An 18,858-nucleotide genomic window follows, 5' to 3' on the forward strand; every position below is an offset into this window, starting at 1 on the left:
TTAGAATTTATCCTTTTACCCAATTTACGATATTTTCATCCATTGGTTTTACTTTAGAAAGATATACTTTTACTAACTCTCCTTTTTCATTGATAAGGTATTTTTGAAAATTCCATTCAACTTTGGAATCTTGAACACCATTTTTAGATTTTTGTGTTAGAAATTTATAAACTTCGCACATATCATCCCCTTTTACAGAAACTTTGTCCATCATTGGGAAAGTCACACCATAATTGGCTTGACAAAATGTTTTGATTTCTGCATTTGTTCCTGGCTCTTGACCACCAAAATTGTTGGCTGGAAATCCAATAACTACAAAACCTTTGTCTTTGTATTGTTTGTACAAAGCTTCTAATTCTTTGTATTGTGGAGTGTATCCACACTCGGATGCGGTGTTAACAATTAATACTTTCTTCCCTTTTAGAGAGGCAAAATCAAAAGTTTTGCCTGATAAATCTTCGACTTTAAATTGATAAATGTTTTGTTTCACTTGTGCTTGAATTTGGATACTAAAAAAGAACAACGCGCAAATCGCTAATACTAATTTTTTCATGTGATTTATTTTTTTATAAAATTAAGCATTTATTTGTGTTGATAGAAAATATATTACTTGAACAAAAGTTAATTAAAACAGAAAACCTGACAACAGTGTGAAGCCAGGTTTTCAAACAAACAAATTAAATCAGGACTAAAATTTATAAATCATACCAATTTTCAAGAAAAATGGAGTTCCTGGCGTAAAATGAATTTCTTCTACGCTGGATGTTTCATTCTGTAATCTGGACTCTGTGGCAAATTGAGTTTCATTCCACTCCGAATTAAAAATATTTTCTGCAGAAACACTGAAAACCATATTTTTATAAGTATAATTTACATTGAAATCAGCAATAAAATAACCTTTTGCAACAATCGAATTATCTTCGTTTGCTGGACGATTTTTCATGAATCGATACCGCAAACCACCCGAAAAATTTTTCCAATTTTGAAAACTCAATCCCCCTGTGGAAGTAAAATCTGGAGCTAACGGAATATAATTTTGCCCATCTGGATCATTAATGCTTCTAGCATGCGTATAATTGGCATCCAAGTTAAAAAAGAAATAATCACTCAACTGATAACGAATACCCAAATCAAAACCTGCTCGTTTCGTTTCTCCACTTGGTTCTACTACTCCCGCATCGCCAACATATACAAACTCCTGTTGCAAATACAAATACCATAAAGCTGAATTAATAATCAACCGTGGAAACGGTTTCCAAATCGTTCCAATATCTGTTCCTATTGCCGTTGGTAGTATTTCAGTTCCTTTGTTTGCAATCACCACTCGGGCATCATTCGAATGAAAACCAGTTCCTGTCTTAAGGTAAAATTGTAAATCATTATTTTGGGAATACACAAAATTCAGTTTAGGAGATACTTTTACTTGACTTTCTGTCTGTGTCTTGTAATTGCCCGCTAACTTATCCTGGTAACCGAATTTAAAATAATCCAATCGAACTGCAGGATTAATCAACCATTTCCCCAAACGAAACTCCGAATTCAAATAGGTGAATAGGTTTGACTCGTCAATATCTCCCAATTTAATTGCTTTTAATATTTCTGTTCTATTCAATGTGTGAGATAATTCAGAATCAGTCGTCATATCATTTCGAACACCAAACCCCAATTGAAACAGCATATCAACCGACTCTTTATTGATATTTTTGTTCAATTCTGCGTTAATTCCATATAGATTTCGATCCTCTTTTTGCTTAATCTGATCACCATTGACAGGATCTTCCAAGAAAAAAGTAAAATTCGAAAACAATTCAAATTTGTAATTCGAATAAAAAGCACTGGCTTTCAAAAATGTATTTTCATCAATTGATTTGCGCAATGAGAAGTTGAAATTCGATCTTGAAGTAGAACCTCCTTCTGTATCATCTACAGATCCAAATCTCGATATTGTTCCATCATCGACCAGTCGTTGTGGTACTTGTCCTGAAGCATCCCACTTACTGTTGAAGCGAGAAGCAATAATAGAAAACCGACTATTATCTTCTAAAACAAAGGAGTATTTTCCGAACAAATTAATTCGATTAAAATTTTGAGGCGATACAAAAGGACCATGGGTAAGAATATATTCAGTGGCAATGTAAGCGCTTTGTTTTTTATTATTACCCAAAAGATCAAACAAACCAACCGTTCTAAAGGTGTTAAATTGCCCTACTTCTACTCCAATACTACTAAAATCCAGCTTGTCTTTTGTTCCAAAATCAACATATCCAGCCGTTGCAAAATCACCTTTACTTGCATAATATGTTCCTTTTCCAAAATCAATTTTATCGACTGTTTCCGGAATTACAAAATGCAAATCGGCATAGCCTTGTCCGTGTGCATGCGAAACCATATTTACCGGCATACCATCTACATTGATTGCTATATCAGTTCCGTGATCAATATCAAAACCACGTAAAAAAATTTGTTCCGCTTTTCCTCCTCCTGCATGCTGACCAATAAATAATCCAGGAACTTTTCTCAATATTTCTTGTGATGAATTGACAGGAGTCGTTTCCAAATCAATTTTGGAAATTACATTTAGCGCTGATATTTTGGACTGAATAACCACTTCTTCCAATTTAAAACTATCACTTTCCATCAGAACAGTTATTTCAGAATCTGTAATTGTATAGTCGGTTTTTTTATATCCCAATGCACTTACATTGAGAACATCTCCAACATTGGATTTCTCGATACTAAAATTTCCAGTTTCATCAGTATGTGAATGTGTATTCGGTTTTGGATTGGTAATGGTTGCATTTTCAATTGGTTTTCCGTTTTCATCCATAACAAATCCTTTTTGAATCTGACTAAAGGCATTTAAACCAAATAAAACTATAAAAATTAGTATATATTTTTTCATTTATAAAATTACAATTGCATTACCTTTTTTTCCAAAGCAGGCCCTAATTCATAAGTACTACTCATTAATTCTTCTTTGATTGGCTCAACTTTTTCGATACTATTATTTGATTTATAAATCATTGCCAAGTGATACTGCACTTTAGGTTCAAAGGATTGACCAACTACATACTTCTGAGCAATTTCCAGCGCTTTTGTATTTTGTCCTAAATTCAAATACGACCAAGCTAATAAATCATAGGAATCTGGAGTTGGTCTGTGATCGACTTCTATTTTGGCAATTTCAAGTGCTTTTGACGCTGTTGCTTTGTCATCTGCATAAATCAAAACATTGTATTTATTGTACATCGCTCCATAATTATACTTTTTAAGCATAGAAAAATAAGCGTTTCTATTGACCAATTCTTCTGATTTGTTACCTTCAAATTGAGCAATTTGAGATTTCAATAAATAAAAATCTGGTGTATTGTGCGTTTTGGAAATGGAAGCTATAATTCTTTTCGCTTCGGTGGTATTTCTTTCATACGAAAATGTAATCCATGCAATCCCTTTCAAGGCATACGAATAATTAGGGTCAATTTCCAGCGTTTTCAAATAACTATCATACGATTCTTGAATTCGGCCAGCATGTCCATAAAAATCTCCCAAATTAGAATACGACCAGATTTTCAATGCTTTATTATCATCTTTTATGGCTATGTCTCTTGCTTTTTCCATAAATGTTATCGCAGTAGCCAAATCTCCTTTGTGATCATTCCATTTTGCCAAACGAATTAAATAATCAAAGTCGTTCATGTCTTTAATGGCATCTAAGTTTTTCACTGCTTCTTCATAATTACCCACTTCCATTTGTACATCAAACAATAATTTTTGGGTTTCTTTTCGACCTTCACCGATGACAAATGCTTTATTGGCAAGATTCAAAGCTTCTTTAAAACGATGTTGAGAAATATAATTTCGTGCCAATGATCGAATCGTAGATACACGAGAATACCTGTAAGCTTCATTGTACTGTGTAAGCAATTCTTCTGATTTGTATAAATCTTTTATGTTTCCTGTATATTGAAAAAGGGTACCATAATTGGAAGCTAGCATTCCTAAATACATTTTTTGATTGGGAGCTTCATCCAATTTTGTTTGCCAAAAATCGATTTCCCTATTAGCAAAATCAATAGACTTATTCCCTTTTATGTTTAGGTATTGCTCATAATCCGAAGTTTGTGTAATTTGAGACGGTTTATTGGAACAGCTATTTAAACTTAGCATTGCAAAAACCAATAAGAGTACTATTTTTAAAGTCTTCATAATCTAATTATTGTTTGTTTATTTCTGTTTGTTTTGAAAAAAAAACAGAGTAAGCAGTCCAAAACCTACTCTGATTTTTTTTAAAATTTTACCAAGCAGTAGCTAAGTATGGGAATGATGTAGAAAAAGCTTTATCATTTGCATTTACATGATCTGATGTAAGACTAGGATTTGAAGTTCCCATTGGTCCTCCAAAAATCAATAATAGCTCAACATCAATAACATCATCGGATAATGCTCTTCCTGTTAAAACATTTGTTCCATCAAAAAATGTAGTTTTTGCAGTTTTAGAAACATTCAATACATCTGTAGACAAAAGTCCTGTAAATGCTGCAGCATCTTGTCCTAAAGCATTTGTTGAATAACCGGAATTCAGTGCCATCAATCTAGACTGAAAAATAGACTGGTATTTGGCTCCCATTTTTGAAGGAACTGCTGCATTGAAATCATCTTTTGGTTGACCAGAAGCAATAAAAACAGTGTTAATTGCAGGTCTTGCCATTTGATCCTGTTGCACATAAGTACCAGAAAAATCTATTCCTTGCACCCCATCATTAGCATTATCATCATTGTTGTCACAATTTACCGAAACAACAGCACAAACAAGAGCCAATGTTATTAATTTGAATTTATTTGTTTTCATATCTTAAATTTTTAAAGGATAGTATATTAATTTTTATTTTTTCTTGGTTTCTGCCCAAACGTTTAATGTACTTGAAGTCCCTAACATTGTTTTTGGTACTTCAACAACTATAGAAAGTACGTTTGTACCTGCAAAAGTGTCTGTTCCAGGATTATTGAAACCAGTTGCTGTTCCTGCAAGGATTGATTTGAATTGTCCTAAGTCAAAAAAGAAAGGATCATCTCTTGGACCTGCAAAAAATTTCATGCCATTTTTAGTCGCCATTGTCGGTGTGGCACCATAAGCAGAAATGGCTACTTCTCCAGAAGCTGCACTTGTTTTAATCATACTGGAAGTTCCAGTGGTAGTTGGAGCATAAGGTCCAAAAAAGTACATTTTGTCACCTCTTTTTACCGCTTGAATTACTAAATCCTCCACATTGTCCCCTGTGTTGTCAATGTTAATTTCGACCATCACATTTTCTTTAAATGTTGCAGCTCCCGTTGCATTTGGACTCAATAATCCTTGTGTGTTTACTGCAAAAACCAAATTATTGGTGTCTTGACCTTGAAAAGTGTACACATCTGTAATGTCACCGGCATCTCCTGACATTGTTCCTGGAGCATCAATGTGATCCGCTGCTACTAAAATTAAGCCTGAAATCACCACTAGCGATAGACCTAATATCATTTTTGTTTTTTTCATTTTGTTTTTAATTTAAAAGTTATAATAGCATTTACGAGATTAGTTTCATTTTGGATTTAAAAAAAGTGAAAATATTTTAAATTAAAAATTAATCATTTGACATACAGTGATTTAACTGAATTAAATTTTTTTATAAAACAAATTATAACGATAGAATACTTTATACTTTGTTATTTACAACTAGAATTGTATAAGTTTGTATTCGAAACAAAAAGGAGAATTATGACCCAAGATGAGTTGTTAGTATTAATTCACAAGAAAGATGACAAGGCGTTTACCTATCTCTATGATATGTATTCCAAAAGTTTATTTTCGGTAATTAGTGTACTGGTGAAAAACAGAGAAGAAGCCGAGGATGTTCTTCAAGAAGTATTTATAAAAATCTGGCAAAACATAGATTCGTATCACGAAAGCAAAGGCCGATTTTATACTTGGATTCTCAATATAGCAAGGAATACTTCTATAGATAAATTGAGGTCTAAAAATTTTAATAACAATCAAAAAAACCTATCCTCCGATAATTTCGTACATCTATTAGACGACAATACTAAACTGGTGAACAAAATAGACACTATTGGTATTCAAGAATTTGTCAAAAAGCTAAAACCAAAATGTATTCAAATTATAGATTTACTATTTTTTAAAGGATACACTCAACAAGAAGCTTCCGATGAATTGGTTATTCCTCTAGGAACTGTGAAGACCCAAAATAGAAATTGTATTAATGATTTAAGAATTTATTTGAAACTATAATGGATACAAAAGAATATATAGCATCTGGCATATTAGAACTTTATGTGTATGGTTTACTAAGTGAAGTCGAAAACATAGAAGTGAGCACTATGGCTAAAAATCATCCTGAAATAAACGATGAAATAATCGCCATCGAAAAGGCAATAGTGGCTTTATCATCTAGTTTTTCCCCTTTTCATTCGGTAGCCAATTTTGAGAAAATCAAATCCAAACTCGAATTAAAACATTCGGATGTGATACAGATGAAACCAGCAACAAATTGGTCTCAATATATGGGTTGGGCAGCCGCAATTGTACTAATGGTAGGTATTGGCTATCAATACAACCAACAAAATCAAAGCAACAATCAAGTGGTCACAATTGGAAATGAAAAAGACAAATTGACTAAAGAGTTAAACACTTTAGAACAAAAAAACAAGGCAGTAGAAACTAGTTTGGCCGTAATACGAGATGACAAAAATACGGTTGTAGCGCTTAGTGGCCAAGCAGTAAATCCTAAGTCATTTGCAAAAGTATATTGGAACAAGGAAACCAAAGTAGTTTATGTTGATGCGGCAGGATTGCCAGAACCTCCAAAAGGAATGGTGTATCAGGTTTGGGCTTTAAAACTGAATCCTTTGACTCCAACAAGTATTGGTTTACTTGACAATTTTGATAGTAATAATCAAAAAATCTTTGCTGTTGAAGATGCTGAAAATGCCGAAGCGTTTGGAATTACACTCGAGCCCGCTGGTGGAAGTTTAAGCCCAACAATGGAACAATTGTATACGCTAGGAAAAGTGTAAATTTTATAAAAATAGTAAACCATCTTTGTCAAAGTTTAAGACTTTGACAAAGATTATTAAGTACTATTTTAGTTTACAAAAAAAGGTTCAACTTCTCAGTTGAACCTTTTTTTGTCATTATAAATAAAGAATTACTTCTTATAAAACTTTCTGTATTTTGGGTAAGCCAAAGCTCCTATTACTGATATTGTTCCTAAAGAATACCATATCCAACTCAAAGAATGTGCCTCGCCACTTGCGTAAGAGTGCAATCCTACCAAATGGAAGTTTACTCCATAATAAGTAAACAATATGGATATAAAAGCAAACATACTCATTAAGTTAAAAGTCCAATTTCCTCTTAAAGAAGGCACAAAACGAGCATGAATCACAAAAGCATACACCATAATACTGATCAATGCCCAAGTTTCTTTTGGATCCCATCCCCAGTAACGTCCCCAACTTTCATTGGCCCATTGTCCTCCAAGGAAGTTTCCAATGGTCAACATGATCAAACCAATGGTCAATGCCATTTCATTGATGTATGTAATTTCTTTTATATTCAAATCCATTTTTGCTTTGTTCTTTTCATTGGTGAAAAAGATTAAAAGCAATGACACAAAACCTAATATCATTCCTAAAGCAAATGGTCCATAACTTGCCACAATTACCGCTACGTGAATCATTAACCAATACGAATTAAGTACGGGCTGTAAGTTGGCTATTTCGGGATCGAGCCAGTTGGCATAAGCAGCCATAAAAATCATAGAAGTAACAAAAGCTCCAGAAGCTACTGTAAGTTTTGATTTTCTATCAAAAGCCAAACCAAAAAACATGGTCGCCCAAGCTACATAGATGATTGCTTCATATGCATTACTCCAAGGCGCATGCCCTGAGATATACCAACGTGCAATCAAAGCCAATGTATGTAAAACAAAAAAGAAACCAATAAGAATATGAAAACTATTTACAGTTATTCGCAATGCTTTTTTATCAAAGAAAATATTCAACAAGGTAAATATCAGCATTAAAATCCCTGAAAGTGAATAGCAAAAAAACAATTTAGGAAGAATATCATATTTGTTATACGCAATCTCCAAATTAATTTTGTCATCACTTGGTCTCACTTTACTGCCAAATTTTTTCTGAAAACCATTGATACTTTCCAATAACTCATCAGCTGTTTTGTAATTCTTAGTTTCAACAGCATGACCTAAAGTGCCAAAATACAAAGGCAAAATACTTTTGGTATACGTAGAGTCCATACCTTTCATACCTGCATGCTCTAGCTCCAAATACGAAATCCATTTATTACCAGGATCATTTGGTATTGGAAAAATCCTTAAAATACTGCCGCTCAATGCCGATTCCATTAAGTTTACTTTCTTGTCTGTATCAATAAAACCTTTCTCGAAACTATTCGGATTTCCAGCTTTGTAAGCATCATCGAGATAAGGCGATAATTTATAATTCCCTTTTTCATCAAAGAAAGCGATAAATGGAGCATACTGATCTTTGGAATCAATTCCAATAATTTTACGGATACTATCGTTTTCTGGTTTTATATAAATCAAAGGAATTTCGATCCATAATTGGGCGCTTTGAGTCATGGACAAAAACACTTGATCGGAGTTCATTCCTTTATACGAATTAGAATGGCTCACTTTTCGCAACAATTCGGAGGAGAAAGTATTGATTGGTTTCATTCTTCCACCGGCATCTTGAATCACTAATCGACCAAATTTCGCGGCGTGTTCTGGAGTAACCGTAAAGGCTGTCAATACCGAATCCAATTGTTTTTGTGTTGGCTTTACTCTTGCATGACCTGTGCTTTCATTATGATTGTGTTCGGTTTCATTTGCAGTGTGATTGTGTTCTTGAGCAAAACCCGACAAACTAAAAAACAGAACTAGAATAGTAATCAATTTTGCTTTTTTATCTTTTACTATTTCTAATTTTCTTTTCAAATCAGCAAAACGAGAATGTTTGGTAAACATGATGGCCATCATTGCAAAAAACAACATGAAATAACCAATGTAAGTTATAGCAGTTCCCCAATAATCGTGATTAACCGATAAAACGGTTCCTTTTTCGTCCGGGTCAAATGAAGACTGAAAAAAACGATAGCCTTCGTGGTCCAAAACGTGATTCATGTATATTCTGGCATCAAATGGTTTAACCGAATCTTGAACAGTTACCTGGCTTTCAAAAGAAGAATAGCTTTTCTCGGTTCCTGGGTATTTTTGAGCAATAAAATCGTTTAGTTTTATCTTGAAAGGCAAGACATAGGCTTTACTTCCGTAAAAGAAAGTATAATCCAATTTTCCTATTTTTACGGTTTTAGACTCTCCTGTTTTACCTTTAGAACCTAATAGCGTAACTATCTCTTCCTTACCATCTGCTATCAATTTTACAACCAAAGCATCTTCATGATTTTTTTCTTTAAAATCATTTTTAGTTTCGTAATCAATAACTCCCGTTACAGCAGGTTCTGGAAAAACAAAACGAATGTCTCCAATGCTGTATAAAGAACGCATCATCAAAGGTTGTACTTTGTCTTTTACCACTTTCCCTTGTAGCTTATCTGCCATACGCATAAAGTCTCCTTCAAATGGCATTTGAATCGAATATTCACTCGCTGTGGTATTGATATTGATAGCTCCATCTGTAAATTTATTTAAGGCAAAAAGCACATTATGGATATTCTGAACTTCTCCCGATTTCAAAAAATGCTCTTCACGACCACCGTCACCAGCTTCAACCAATTTCAAATACAAATTCCCTTTTGGATCGGGTTTGATGTATTCTTTGGCTCCCATAATGAAATTTTCATATTTTACTTCAAATTTTGTATCTGCAAAATTTTCGTTTATGGAAAAATTATTATTTGTGACAGGTGAAAGTAACACTGATTTTTCAAAAACCCTGCGTTTCATTTCCCCTTTGTATTCGCCATCTACAAAAAGAGTTAGGAAAGTTTTATCGGAGTAGAATTGATTTTCTGCTGCACCTTCACGTATTGGCATCATCCCTTCAAAACTGATATAGCGCGTAATAAAAGCCCCTCCAATAATAAATATAAAAGCTAAATGCAGCATCAGAGTAGCCCATTTTTCTTTTTTAAGCAATTGATAACGTTTGATATTCCCTATGAAGTTAATCATGAAAAAACCCATTATGGCTTCAAACCACCAGGTGTTGTAAACTAAAATTCGGGCTGTATCGGTATTGTATTTGCTTTCTATAAAAGTTCCTACGCCCATTGCAATTGCAAAAGTCAAGAATAACAAAGCCATTAATCGAGTTGAAAATAAGACAGAGAATAATTTTTTATCCATTTGGAAGTGAATTTTGTTTTATTTGAGTGTCGCAAAAGTACTTAAAATTGTCCACTTGTTTTAGGGCACAATTGTTAATTTAATCCAAAATTAAGGGTGGTTTTCTATATTGAAAACAATAAATCATCTGCATTTGTATTTAAAATATTTCAAAAAAATAGCTTCAACACAGCTTCAAATAGTACTTTTTTATAAAATAAAACTAACTTTGTATAAAATATTGGATTATGACAACGATAACAATAAAATTAAACGAACGTAGCAAAGCAGGAAAAGCCTTTATGGTAATGGCTAATTTTTTTAGAGATTCTAAAGCGATTGAAATTCTTGAGAATCCAGTTGTAACGGATAAATCTTCAGAGCTAAAAAAAACGTATCCAACAAGTAAAAATCTTCCAAATGCAGAAACTATAAAAACTTTTAAAGAAACTGATGCTGATAAGGGGCTAACAAGAGTAAAAAACTCACAAGATTTTTTTGATGCAATGGGTATTTAATGTATGAGCTAATTTATACATCAAAGATTAAGAAGGATATTAAGCTTTGTAAAAGAAGAAAATATGATTTTGAAGAATTTAAAATAATAATTGAAATACTTGAAAGTAAAGGAGAGCTTCCCCTAACGTACAAACCAAATAAATTAAGTGGTACTTATTCTGGACGTTGGGAGTGTCACATAAAACCAGACTGGCTTTTGATTTGGAAACAAAATGAAAGTGAAAAAGAAATTTATTTGGAGCGTACAGGAACACATAGTGATTTATTTTAGAGCAAACCTTTGCCGAATGACTTTAGTATCCAATCAACCCTTATATTTTTTTCTTAATTTTGCCAAATGATTAAAATAACGATTATCGGTTCTGGAAATGTGGCACAACACTTGATTGACGCTTTCGCAAAAAGCAATGCGGTAGAAATCGTTCAAGTGTATTCTAGAACCCAAAAGCACATTTCTCCCCTACTCGATTCCAGCAAAATCACGAATGATTGGAATGCTTTGGCGGAAGCCGATTTGTATATCATAGCCGTTTCCGATGATGCAATTCCATATATTTCCTCTCAATTGCCTTTCGAAAATCGATTGGTCGTTCATACTTCGGGAAGTGCGCCGTTGACTTCGCTAGACGATAAAAACCGAAAAGGCGTTTTTTATCCTTTACAAACTTTCACAAAAGGAAAATCAGTCGATTTTAAAGTCATCCCTTTTTGTTTGGAAACCCAATTGGATAATGATTATGCCCTATTAGAAAAAGTAGCTCAATCCATTTCTGATAGTGTTTACAAAATCGATTCCCACCAACGAAAAGCCTTGCATGTGGCTGCTGTTTTTGTTAATAATTTCACCAACTATTTGTATCAATTAGGTAATGAAATTTGTCAGGAAAACCACGTTCCTTTCGATATCTTAAAACCTTTGATTCTAGAAACTGCCGAAAAACTTCTGACCCTTTCTCCTAAAGAAGCGCAAACTGGCCCTGCCAAACGTAATGATCTTTCGACAATTGAAGCACATGAATCGTTTTTATCGAATGAAAATCAATCCACAATTTATAAAATACTAACACAATCCATACAAAATCATGGCAAAAAGCTATAAAGAAATAATGAATGATATTACTACGTTTGTATTTGACGTAGACGGCGTACTAACGGACAGTTCTGTTTTTGTAACCAATGAAGGTGATATCCTTAGAACTATGAATATTCGTGACGGTTATGCCATGAAAGCAGCTGTAGAAAGCGGGTATAACGTATGCATTATCTCTGGGGGAAGCAACGAAGGGGTACGAGTGAGACTTCGCAATTTAGGAATTACCGATATCCATTTGGGAACACCAGACAAAGTAAAAACGTTCAAAGAATACACCGATGCTTACAACATCAACCCTGAGCAAGTTTTGTACATGGGTGATGATATTCCGGATTACCACGTTATGAAATTGGTTGGTCTACCTTCCTGTCCACAAGATGCAAGTCCAGAAATTAAGACTATTTCAACTTATATTTCACACAAAAACGGAGGAAAAGGTGCTGCTCGTGATGTAATTGAGCAAGTGATGAAAGTACAGGGAAAATGGATGGCTTATTTTGATGGGAAACACGATTAAGGAAGTTAGAAGTTAGAAGTTAGAGGTTAGAAGTTAGAAGTTAGAGGTTAGAGATTAGAGGTTAGAAGTTAGAAGTTAGAAGTTAGAAATTTGTGCTTTAATAATCAAAACCCATAACTCATAACTCATAACCCATAACATAACCCATAACTCAAAACCCATAACTCATAACCCAAAACTCATAACTCATAACTCATAACTCAAAACCCTTAACCCTTAACCCTTAACTCAAAACCCATAACCCTTAACCTTTAACCCATAACTCATAACTCATAACTCAAAACCCATAACTCAAAACCGACAACTTAACATTAAACATGAAGTACCTAAAACTCATACGTTACCAAAACCTACTGATGCTTGCCTTGATGCAGCTGCTTTTTAGATATGGATTTTTAACATTGCAAAACATACCTTTAGCACTTACTGATTTTCAATATTGCTTGTTGGTGTTGTCAACTGTATTAATTGCAGCTGGCGGCTATGTAATTAATAATATTTTTGACCAGGCGACAGACATAGACAACAAACCCAATCAAGTTGTTGTAGGCAAAAGCATTACTGAGACAACTGCTTACAATATCTATTTGGGATTGAATATCTTGGGAGTTGGCATTGGATTCTATTTATCGAATGTGATTGCAAAACCTGGATTCGCAGCAATTTTCATTGTCATTTCGGCAACTTTATATCTATATGCAACAAGTCTCAAACAAATGATGCTCATTGGGAATATAGTTGTGGCGCTTTTACTGAGTTTTAGTGTACTAATCATTGGAATATTCGATCTACTACCCGTAATCAACCCCGGAAACCAGCAAGCTTTAGCCGATTTGTTTTCTATTTTATTTGATTATGCAGTATTTGCTTTTTTAATAAATTTCATCAGAGAAATTGTAAAAGACTTAGAAGATATTAATGGCGATTATAATCAAGGGATGAACACTTTACCAATTGCAATTGGAATAGGCCGAACTTCAAAATTGGTGTTGATTTTGAGTTTCATCCCTTTAGTCTTTGTGATTATTTATATCAATACCTATTATTTTGCTAATAATTTATTCATTGCAACACTTTATTCATTGATATTTATTGTTGCTCCTTTACTTTATTTTATAATTAAAATGGCAGCTGCAAAAAAGACCAAAGAATTCCATCACCTGAGTACTATTCTAAAATTAATCATCTTGTTCGGATTGTTCTCAATTGCCATTGTCACCTATAATATTTTACACCATGCTTAAAGAAAAACTTAAAAATCACAAACTCATATTGGCTTCGGGTTCACCTAGAAGACAACAATTTTTCAAAGATCTGGACTTGGATTTTGAAATCCGCTTGAAAGAAATAGAAGAAATTTTTCCGCCTGAGTTAAAAAGAGAAGAAATCACAAACTTCCTAGCACAATTGAAATCCAATGCTTTTGAAGGAGAACTGAATCCCAACGAAATCTTAATTACAAGTGACACGATAGTTTGGCACAACAATAAGGCTTTGGGCAAACCAAAAGACCATCAAGACGCTTTTGAAATTTTAAAATCTTTATCGAATGCAACCCATGAAGTCATCACTTCGGTTTGTTTTAAAACAGATTCGTCTACTAATTTGATATTCGAAACAACAAAAGTGACTTTTAATACGTTAACCGATGAAGCCATTCAATATTACTTAGAAAAATACAAGCCTTATGACAAAGCGGGTGCCTATGGAATTCAGGAATGGATTGGTTTTGTTGGGGTTTCAAAAATTGAAGGATCGTATGCCAATGTAATGGGAATGCCCACTGACAAGGTATTTGACTATTTAAGTAACTTATAAATATTCAGAAGCTAAACAACTAAGTATCTGAGATTCTAAGTTAAGGAAAATAGTTTATAACCTTTTTCAAACGTTAGCATATTAACTCTTAATTTTCAAAATAATTAGTTGTTATTTTTTTTGAATAGTCTTCTTAAATTTTAGCAGCTTAATAGCTTAGAATCTTTGCGTCTACTAATAATTACAGTAACTTATAAAACACTAAAATGGATTTTTTAAATCATTATCTTAAGGAAGAAATTAGCACTGGAATATTACTATTTGTAGTAATTATTTCTCGTGCTATTGTTTCCAAAGTTGTAAGACGATATGCAAAATCAAGTCAAATTATTGAGAAAAGAACCAATTTGGTTATCAAATACATTTACATTCTGATAACTATTTTGGCTATAATCACCCTAATTTTAATTTGGGGAGTACAGGCCAATGACATTTTCATAACGCTTTCCTCTATTGCCACTATAATTGGTGTTGCTATGTTTGCACAATGGTCGATTTTGAGTAATATTTCGGCTGGAATTATTTTATTTTTTTCATTTCCTTTCAAAATTGGCGACATAATATTAATCCATGACAAAGATTTTCCCGAAGAAGGAGAAATAATAGATATTGGTGCCTTTTATGTAACATTAAAATCTGGATCAGAAGAGATTTTTATTTATCCCAATAATTTATTTTTCCAAAAAGGAGTTTCAATTATCAAAAAACCTACTAATACAACTACAGAGCTTGATTTTGTAGATTAATCCACAAATCAATTTCTTTATAAACAAAAACCCTAATCTATTTTTAAATACAATGAAAACAATCAAATTACTAATTGTTGCTGTCCTATTTTTTACAGCAATTTCAACAAAAGCGCAAGTATCGGTTAACGTAAACATTGGGACACCTAATGTAAACGTTAACATAGGAACACCTCCTGTATGGGGACCTTTAGGTTATGATGATGTAGAATATTACTATTTACCAGACATTCAAGTTTACTATGACATCCGATTGTCACAGTATATTTATTTTGGAAATGGAAAATGGATTCGTACTAGAAATTTACCAAGCTATTGCAGAAACTACGATTTATATAGCGGTTATAAAGTAGTATTGACTGATTATCATGGTCATTCTCCTTATACACATTTTCATACCCATAAAACAAAATACTATAAAGGCTACAAAGGTAAACCTCAAAAATGTAGAGGTAACAATGGAAACCATTATGGAAATTCTAATGATAAACATGATGACGATCATGATGATCATCACAATAAACATGAAGAAAAAGGAAAAGGCAAAGGTCATAAAGAAAAACATTAATACCATTTAAGTTGTTCTTTGAAATTTAATCAAAAATAAAAGCGCTGTATAAGGCGCTTTTTTAATGTAATATAAAACCTTGTAAAAAAGTTAAAAATGCATTTTACCTCCTTTTTAAGTACTTTTAACTGATTTTGGCACAGTTGTTGAAACTATTTTTCAAATGGTTTTATCGTGAGAAAATCACAATAATACCTTTTCAAAAAATTAAAACACTAATTATATTTCAGAAAACATGAAAAAAGGTATTTTTTTATTTTCACTTTTGAGTTTAGCTTTCGTTACTTCTTGTTCAGATCAAGAAAATTTTAATACTGAAACCAATTTAGATAAAAATAGTATTGTAATCAATAACAATCAAACACAATTAAACAAACGTTTGGACTTTACCAACTCGGGAGTAATTGCAATTGTAAACGCTTCAACAAGAAAAAGATTGACTACAGAGTCCGATCAACTTCCATTAACACAAGTTGCCGAAATTAAAGCACCAAAAAACAGTAAAGGAAACACTTTGCAAGCCAGTCACGTTTCAATAAACGGAAAATATGCTTATGTATCGTATACGCATCAAGGCGAAGAATATTCTGGAGCAATTGATATGATTGATGTTTCAGATCCATACAAACCAATATTGGTAATGTCTGCATTGATTCCTGATACCGATATTACTTCGGTTGTTTATTCAAATGGAAAATTAATTATAGCTGGAGCTGCCAATGTGGATAAATATCCAACATTCACATCTCCTGCAATTGTAATAAACATGCAGTTGACTTCTTCTGGTGGTCTTACTTCAAGCTACACCATAAATAACATTTCTAGCTATGTAACTACGGATGTTGCTGTTAATACAAACAATTACTTTACCGTTTCTGGAAACACAGGAAGTTTGTCAAAGTTTGATTCTTCGGGCAATCAAGTAGGAAGTAATGTTGCAATTGAAGATCTAAGAACTGTTGCAGTAAATAATGACAAAGTGGTAACCCTAAGCGGGAAAAAAGGAATTAATATTTATAATCCATCAACATTAACACTGACTAAAACTTTTTCTAATTGGAAAGATGATGTGGAAGGAGCCAAAAGAACTATCGATTTTGTAGGAGACAATTTATTGGTATCCGAAGGATTTCAAGGATTAGGAGTTTACAACATGACTTCGGGAGCCAAAATTCAAACTATTTCATTGACACCTGCAACAACAACAACAGAACCGGATGACGTGGTAACCAATGCCGTATCTGTAAACGATGATTATGTTTTTGTTGCCAATGGTGGAAATGGTCTTAATGTTTACAAAGCAGGAAATCAATTAACATTAATGGGTACTGTGGGAATCAGTGGATCTGCCAATTATGTAAAAGCAAGCGGTGATTACATTTATGTTGCTAGTGGTAATGGTGGTTTGAAAATCATTAAAATGGAAAAACCTTTACCTCCAACTCCACCAGTTTCTGAAATTTGTAATGGTTTATCCTCTTATACTTCTTCAAATAAAGATTTGATTTTAAATTCTAATGTTATTCAAGGCTATTATGGTTCTACTGTTTTAAACTCAATAATTATTAATTCCAATTCTATACTTACCCATTGTGGTTCTATTTCGGTTCAAAACAACCTTACGCTAAACAGTAATGGTACTTTTAAAATGAATGGTATATTAAGCCAAGGAAAATACCAACAAGCCAACCCAACGGTATTAACTGTAAATAGTAATGCTAACTTACAAATAGAAGGTTCTGTAGTGATTTGGGGAGATTTGACTTTAAATTCTAATTCAAAAATTGTATTTATTGGAACCGGTTCTTCAATTACTGTTTATGGTAAAGTGACCAAAGGAAAGAATGTAACTATTACAGGAAGTTACACAGGAACAGCTTTGTAATAATTTCAGTTGAATTTTAAAATATTAAAGCGGTAACATTTTGACATGTTACCGCTTTAATATTTTTATAAAAGTTTATTTATTTTTCAAAAATACCATTCAAGCATTCAAAAATAGTTTCAAAAACTTTATCCCGAACTGTTTTTCTTGAAAGCACCAGATCATGAATTGCCCCTTCAATTGCTATAACTTTCTTCTGAGGCGAATCTACTAATCTTGACTTTTCTTTAATATCTTTGACACTCAAAATGGCATCGCTTTCAAACATTTCATCACACCATTCTTTTGGATAAACTGATTTTAATGAATGTAATATTAAAATAGGTGTATTGATTGTTATTCCATTTGCAATTCTAATATGACCTTGGTGAATGGCATTGACCCAACCCGCATTAATAGAGGGAGCAACATGAGGTTTCCATGCTAAATCATAATTCCATTCTCCAAAATCATTTTTATGCAAACTCTTCCCATAAAACTTAGAAAAACCAATTGGCAACGAAATATTCGGATTTAACCTACCCATTAAAGAAAGTATCGGAATTACAGTTTTCTTTTGAATCCAAGGCACATTAAAATCATAAAATGGACTATTGCAAATCAAGGAGTCAAAGTGTTCTATGCCCTTTCGGTCTGAGGCGTACAAGGTTACTATAAGTCCACCAGTAGAATGTCCATAAAGTATAATTTCTTCATTCCTTTCGTCCTTCATTACATCCAAAGCAATATCAATTTCTTCATAATACTCAGACAAATCCCTAACATTGTTTGGATTATGATTGGGCAAAATAGCTCTTCCGTATTTTCTTAAATCCAAAGCATAAAAATTATACCCGTTTTTCAGGAATTCATCTGCTACAATTGTTTGAAAAAAATAATCGTTAAAACCGTGAATACACAAAATAGCTTTTGTAGAGGGTATTGGATTCGTTTTTCGAATTAAAACAGCTACTACAATACCTTCATAATCATTGGGCAAAGTAATTTTCGTTTGTTCAAACCCATTTAGCAAGACATCTTCTGTGTAGATTTCGTTCATCTTAGTAAGGTTTTAATTGATAAAATACAATTGGGTAAAGCATTCTAAATAAAAAAAAACAATACTCTAAATTTACTATTCTAATTCGAAATAAAATACTTAAACAACGATTTTATTTCAAAATAAAATCACAAATAGCAATCAAATTATGATATTTAAAAACTATTTAATACTGAAAAATGATTTTTATTAAGTATACATTAATAATCTAAAATTTTCAAACAATTTAGAGCATTAGGGCGAGACCCCATTTTGAAAAGTGGGCTACTATTCATTCTGCTCATTTGCCCACTTACCAAAATGCGG

The 18,858-nt window shown here is 32.9% G+C and carries 18 protein-coding genes; 11 read left to right on the plus strand and 7 right to left on the minus strand.

Annotated features, from left to right (window positions below; all coding sequences use genetic code 11):
- Positions 1-7: 7 nt before the first annotated feature.
- The 5 genes from AC8GF4_RS08495 to AC8GF4_RS08515 all read right to left on the minus strand — a co-directional run bounded on the left by AC8GF4_RS08495 (position 8) and on the right by AC8GF4_RS08515 (position 5,533).
- Positions 8-553: a glutathione peroxidase gene (locus tag AC8GF4_RS08495; protein WP_506593876.1), complete on the minus strand. Its 546-nt coding sequence runs from the start codon at positions 551-553 to the stop codon at positions 8-10.
- Positions 554-688: 135 nt separating this feature from the next.
- The gene (locus tag AC8GF4_RS08500; RefSeq protein ID WP_506593878.1) at positions 689-2,902 is read right to left on the minus strand and encodes a TonB-dependent receptor; all 2,214 of its coding nucleotides are present in this window, start codon (positions 2,900-2,902) and stop codon (positions 689-691) included.
- Positions 2,903-2,910: 8 nt separating this feature from the next.
- Positions 2,911-4,206, minus strand: coding sequence for a tetratricopeptide repeat protein (locus tag AC8GF4_RS08505; RefSeq protein ID WP_506593879.1), 1,296 nt, complete (start codon positions 4,204-4,206; stop codon positions 2,911-2,913).
- An 88-nt stretch (positions 4,207-4,294) separates the two neighbouring features.
- Positions 4,295-4,849 (minus strand): DUF4331 family protein, encoded by a 555-nt coding sequence (locus AC8GF4_RS08510; RefSeq protein ID WP_506593881.1) that lies wholly within the window; start codon positions 4,847-4,849, stop codon positions 4,295-4,297.
- A 33-nt stretch (positions 4,850-4,882) separates the two neighbouring features.
- Positions 4,883-5,533, minus strand: a complete 651-nt coding sequence (locus AC8GF4_RS08515) for a DUF4331 family protein (RefSeq protein WP_506593883.1) — start codon at positions 5,531-5,533, stop codon at positions 4,883-4,885.
- 222 nt (positions 5,534-5,755) lie between these two features.
- Here AC8GF4_RS08515 and AC8GF4_RS08520 point away from each other — a divergent pair, with 222 nt between their 5' ends.
- Both AC8GF4_RS08520 and AC8GF4_RS08525 read left to right on the plus strand, forming a co-directional pair.
- Positions 5,756-6,286 carry an RNA polymerase sigma factor gene (locus AC8GF4_RS08520; protein ID WP_506593885.1) on the plus strand — a complete coding sequence of 177 codons (531 nt, stop codon included), beginning with the start codon at positions 5,756-5,758 and terminating at the stop codon, positions 6,284-6,286.
- Entirely contained in the window at positions 6,286-7,071 is a 786-nt protein-coding gene (locus tag AC8GF4_RS08525) for an anti-sigma factor (protein WP_506593886.1), read from the plus strand. Before AC8GF4_RS08520 ends, AC8GF4_RS08525 begins: the two co-directional genes overlap by 1 nt.
- A gap of 131 nt (positions 7,072-7,202) precedes the next feature.
- Here the strand turns inward: AC8GF4_RS08525 and AC8GF4_RS08530 are convergent, their stop codons facing one another.
- Complete coding sequence (locus AC8GF4_RS08530) at positions 7,203-10,388, minus strand: cytochrome c biogenesis protein (protein ID WP_506593888.1); 3,186 nt, start codon at positions 10,386-10,388, stop codon at positions 7,203-7,205.
- A 227-nt stretch (positions 10,389-10,615) separates the two neighbouring features.
- Between AC8GF4_RS08530 and AC8GF4_RS08535 the strand changes: the two genes are divergently transcribed.
- The 9 genes from AC8GF4_RS08535 to AC8GF4_RS08575 all read left to right on the plus strand — a co-directional run bounded on the left by AC8GF4_RS08535 (position 10,616) and on the right by AC8GF4_RS08575 (position 17,513).
- A complete protein-coding gene (locus tag AC8GF4_RS08535; RefSeq protein ID WP_506593890.1) occupies positions 10,616-10,885 on the plus strand; it encodes a hypothetical protein in 270 nt (89 codons plus the stop codon).
- Positions 10,885-11,157: a type II toxin-antitoxin system YafQ family toxin gene (locus tag AC8GF4_RS08540; protein WP_506593891.1), complete on the plus strand. Its 273-nt coding sequence runs from the start codon at positions 10,885-10,887 to the stop codon at positions 11,155-11,157. The genes AC8GF4_RS08535 and AC8GF4_RS08540 overlap by 1 nt, the downstream gene beginning before the upstream one ends.
- A 66-nt stretch (positions 11,158-11,223) precedes the next feature.
- On the plus strand, positions 11,224-11,985 hold the full coding sequence (locus AC8GF4_RS08545; protein WP_506593893.1) for a Rossmann-like and DUF2520 domain-containing protein: 762 nt from the start codon (positions 11,224-11,226) through the stop codon (positions 11,983-11,985).
- The gene (locus AC8GF4_RS08550) at positions 11,969-12,496 is read left to right on the plus strand and encodes a KdsC family phosphatase (RefSeq protein WP_506593894.1); all 528 of its coding nucleotides are present in this window, start codon (positions 11,969-11,971) and stop codon (positions 12,494-12,496) included. Before AC8GF4_RS08545 ends, AC8GF4_RS08550 begins: the two co-directional genes overlap by 17 nt.
- A gap of 317 nt (positions 12,497-12,813) precedes the next feature.
- A complete protein-coding gene (locus tag AC8GF4_RS08555; protein ID WP_506593895.1) occupies positions 12,814-13,740 on the plus strand; it encodes a geranylgeranylglycerol-phosphate geranylgeranyltransferase in 927 nt (308 codons plus the stop codon).
- A complete protein-coding gene (locus tag AC8GF4_RS08560) occupies positions 13,733-14,314 on the plus strand; it encodes a Maf-like protein (protein WP_506593896.1) in 582 nt (193 codons plus the stop codon). Before AC8GF4_RS08555 ends, AC8GF4_RS08560 begins: the two co-directional genes overlap by 8 nt.
- Before the next feature lie 206 nt (positions 14,315-14,520).
- Positions 14,521-15,060 carry a mechanosensitive ion channel domain-containing protein gene (locus AC8GF4_RS08565; RefSeq protein WP_506593897.1) on the plus strand — a complete coding sequence of 180 codons (540 nt, stop codon included), beginning with the start codon at positions 14,521-14,523 and terminating at the stop codon, positions 15,058-15,060.
- A 52-nt stretch (positions 15,061-15,112) separates the two neighbouring features.
- Complete coding sequence (locus AC8GF4_RS08570; RefSeq protein ID WP_506593898.1) at positions 15,113-15,628, plus strand: hypothetical protein; 516 nt, start codon at positions 15,113-15,115, stop codon at positions 15,626-15,628.
- 235 nt (positions 15,629-15,863) lie between these two features.
- Positions 15,864-17,513 (plus strand): LVIVD repeat-containing protein, encoded by a 1,650-nt coding sequence (locus AC8GF4_RS08575; protein ID WP_506593899.1) that lies wholly within the window; start codon positions 15,864-15,866, stop codon positions 17,511-17,513.
- Positions 17,514-17,592: 79 nt separating this feature from the next.
- Here AC8GF4_RS08575 and AC8GF4_RS08580 read toward each other — a convergent pair whose 3' ends face one another.
- The gene (locus AC8GF4_RS08580) at positions 17,593-18,552 is read right to left on the minus strand and encodes an alpha/beta hydrolase (RefSeq protein WP_506593900.1); all 960 of its coding nucleotides are present in this window, start codon (positions 18,550-18,552) and stop codon (positions 17,593-17,595) included.
- Positions 18,553-18,858: the final 306 nt, after the last annotated feature.

The sequence above is a fragment of the Flavobacterium rarum (SeqCode) genome, assembly GCF_965234445.1.
GTDB classification, from domain to species: domain Bacteria; phylum Bacteroidota; class Bacteroidia; order Flavobacteriales; family Flavobacteriaceae; genus Flavobacterium; species Flavobacterium rarum.

What these genes read in the sequence shown, in the direction of transcription:
- AC8GF4_RS08525 (WP_506593886.1), top strand. Translation starts at nt 6,286, where the DNA reads ATGGATACAAAAGAATATATAGCATCTGGCATATTAGAACTTTATGTG.
- AC8GF4_RS08555 (WP_506593895.1), top strand. Translation starts at nt 12,814, where the DNA reads ATGAAGTACCTAAAACTCATACGTTACCAAAACCTACTGATGCTTGCC.
- AC8GF4_RS08550 (WP_506593894.1), top strand. Translation starts at nt 11,969, where the DNA reads ATGGCAAAAAGCTATAAAGAAATAATGAATGATATTACTACGTTTGTA.
- AC8GF4_RS08500 (WP_506593878.1), bottom strand. Translation starts at nt 2,902, where the DNA reads ATGAAAAAATATATACTAATTTTTATAGTTTTATTTGGTTTAAATGCC.
- AC8GF4_RS08560 (WP_506593896.1), top strand. Translation starts at nt 13,733, where the DNA reads ATGCTTAAAGAAAAACTTAAAAATCACAAACTCATATTGGCTTCGGGT.
- AC8GF4_RS08505 (WP_506593879.1), bottom strand. Translation starts at nt 4,206, where the DNA reads ATGAAGACTTTAAAAATAGTACTCTTATTGGTTTTTGCAATGCTAAGT.
- AC8GF4_RS08535 (WP_506593890.1), top strand. Translation starts at nt 10,616, where the DNA reads ATGACAACGATAACAATAAAATTAAACGAACGTAGCAAAGCAGGAAAA.
- AC8GF4_RS08580 (WP_506593900.1), bottom strand. Translation starts at nt 18,552, where the DNA reads ATGAACGAAATCTACACAGAAGATGTCTTGCTAAATGGGTTTGAACAA.
- AC8GF4_RS08540 (WP_506593891.1), top strand. Translation starts at nt 10,885, where the DNA reads ATGTATGAGCTAATTTATACATCAAAGATTAAGAAGGATATTAAGCTT.
- AC8GF4_RS08530 (WP_506593888.1), bottom strand. Translation starts at nt 10,388, where the DNA reads ATGGATAAAAAATTATTCTCTGTCTTATTTTCAACTCGATTAATGGCT.
- AC8GF4_RS08510 (WP_506593881.1), bottom strand. Translation starts at nt 4,849, where the DNA reads ATGAAAACAAATAAATTCAAATTAATAACATTGGCTCTTGTTTGTGCT.
- AC8GF4_RS08545 (WP_506593893.1), top strand. Translation starts at nt 11,224, where the DNA reads ATGATTAAAATAACGATTATCGGTTCTGGAAATGTGGCACAACACTTG.
- AC8GF4_RS08565 (WP_506593897.1), top strand. Translation starts at nt 14,521, where the DNA reads ATGGATTTTTTAAATCATTATCTTAAGGAAGAAATTAGCACTGGAATA.
- AC8GF4_RS08520 (WP_506593885.1), top strand. Translation starts at nt 5,756, where the DNA reads ATGACCCAAGATGAGTTGTTAGTATTAATTCACAAGAAAGATGACAAG.
- AC8GF4_RS08495 (WP_506593876.1), bottom strand. Translation starts at nt 553, where the DNA reads ATGAAAAAATTAGTATTAGCGATTTGCGCGTTGTTCTTTTTTAGTATC.
- AC8GF4_RS08515 (WP_506593883.1), bottom strand. Translation starts at nt 5,533, where the DNA reads ATGAAAAAAACAAAAATGATATTAGGTCTATCGCTAGTGGTGATTTCA.
- AC8GF4_RS08570 (WP_506593898.1), top strand. Translation starts at nt 15,113, where the DNA reads ATGAAAACAATCAAATTACTAATTGTTGCTGTCCTATTTTTTACAGCA.
- AC8GF4_RS08575 (WP_506593899.1), top strand. Translation starts at nt 15,864, where the DNA reads ATGAAAAAAGGTATTTTTTTATTTTCACTTTTGAGTTTAGCTTTCGTT.